Annotated in this window: 1 protein-coding gene and 1 pseudogene; both read right to left on the reverse strand. The window is 67.2% G+C overall.

The genetic code is table 11. The annotated features are described in order from the left end of the window. Window positions 1–94: pseudogene (locus tag ACNPQM_RS44085) on the reverse strand (DDE-type integrase/transposase/recombinase); the annotation flags it as partial. A gap of 16 nt (window positions 95–110) precedes the next feature. Next, window positions 111–1,307, reverse strand: a complete 1,197-nt coding sequence (locus tag ACNPQM_RS44090; protein WP_418088407.1) for an IS110 family transposase — start codon at window positions 1,305–1,307, stop codon at window positions 111–113. Between the last annotated feature and the right edge of the window lie 211 nt (window positions 1,308–1,518).

A 1,518-nucleotide genomic window follows, 5' to 3' on the forward strand; every position in this document is an offset into this window, starting at 1 on the left:
GGACGAGAATGTCCAGGACGTTGCCGTCCTGGTCCACAGCCCGCCACAGGTACTTCAGCTCGCCGTTGATCTTGATGAAGACCTCGTCCAGGTGCTTCCCAATGCTGTTGTCAAGCCGGTTCGGTGACAGGGGGTGTGATCCGGTAGCACCGTCGGTCACGGATCAGGGCCCACAGAACGTTGACGCGGCGGCGTGCGAGCGCGAGGACGGCCTGGACGTGACGTTTCCCCTCGGCGCGCTTGCGGTCATAAAACTTCCGCGAGTTGGGGTCGTGCTGGACGCTGATCAGCGCGGAGGTGTAGAAGACGCGTTGCAGGCGGCGGTGGTATCTCGTCGGTCGGTGGTCGTTACCGCTGACCTGGCCGGAGTCGCGTGGGGCGGGTGCCACGCCGGCGAAGGCCGCGAGCCGGTCGGCGGTGGGGAAAGCGTCCAGGCTGCCGCCGACGGCGGCGAGGAACTCGGCACCGAGGACCGTGCCGATGCCGGGCATGGACTGGATCACGTCGGCAAGTTCGTGCTCGCGAAACCGGCCGTCGATGAGCTTGTCGGTCTCGGTGATCTTCTCGTTGAGGGCCATCACCTCCCTCGCGAGGGTGTGCACCATCTTCGCGATGGCCTTCTCGCCCGCGACGGCGGTGTGCTGACGCTCCGCGGCTTCAACCACCTTCTCGGCGAGGGAAGCAGCGTTGCAGACCTTGCGGTTGCGCAGCCAAGTGGTCAGCCGGTGGGTGCCCGCGCGGCGGATCGCTGCCGGTGTCTGGTATCCGGCCAGCAGAACCAGCGGGCCGGCGTTACCAAGATCGAGGGCTCGTTCCAGAGCCGGGAACATGCCGTTCAGTAGGGCCTTGAGCCGGTTGATGGTGCGGGTGCGGTCGGCGACCAGATCGACGCGGTGGTCGGTCAGCAGCCGCAGCTCGATCGTGGCTTTGTCGCCGGGGCGGATCGGCTGGAGGTCGCGGCGCATCCGTGCCTGGTCGGCGATCACGCGGGCGTCACGGGCGTCCGTCTTGCCCTGGCCTCGGTAGCTGTCGGTGGCCCGGTTGACCGCGATACCGGGGATGTAGACGAGCTCCTGGCCATGGTTGACCAGCAGGGCGATCAGCAGGCCGGGCTCACCGCCGGTCATGTCCAGCGCCCAGGTCGTCCTGCCGCCGTCGGCGAGGTCCAGGACGTCACCGATCAGCTTCAGCAGCTCCGGCTCGTCGTTGGCCACCCCACGCGACAGCAGCGTGTCGCCCTCGCTGTCCAGGACCAGCGTGTGGTGATGGGTCTTTCCGCAGTCGGTCCCCGCCCATATCCGGCTCATCGTGCTCCAGTCGCTCGTACTTGCCTTGCGGTACCACGGACGACCTCGCCGGCATTGCTCTACACAGCGACTTGTTCGCACTTCCCAATCGGCGGCCGAGTCGTCGTGGGGAGCCGGGCGGCCAAGCACCTGAAGCCACGAACGGCAGCCACTTGTCAGCCGCCGAGTAGCCGAGGGGAATCTCACCCCTCGGCTCTCACAGAACCGTGCG

Source organism: Streptomyces sp. NPDC056231 (assembly GCF_048270745.1).
GTDB lineage: Bacteria > Actinomycetota > Actinomycetes > Streptomycetales > Streptomycetaceae > Streptomyces.

Excerpts from the sequence above, each read along its gene's own strand:
- ACNPQM_RS44090 (WP_418088407.1), bottom strand. The coding sequence starts at position 1,307 with ATGAGCCGGATATGGGCGGGGACCGACTGCGGAAAGACCCATCACCAC.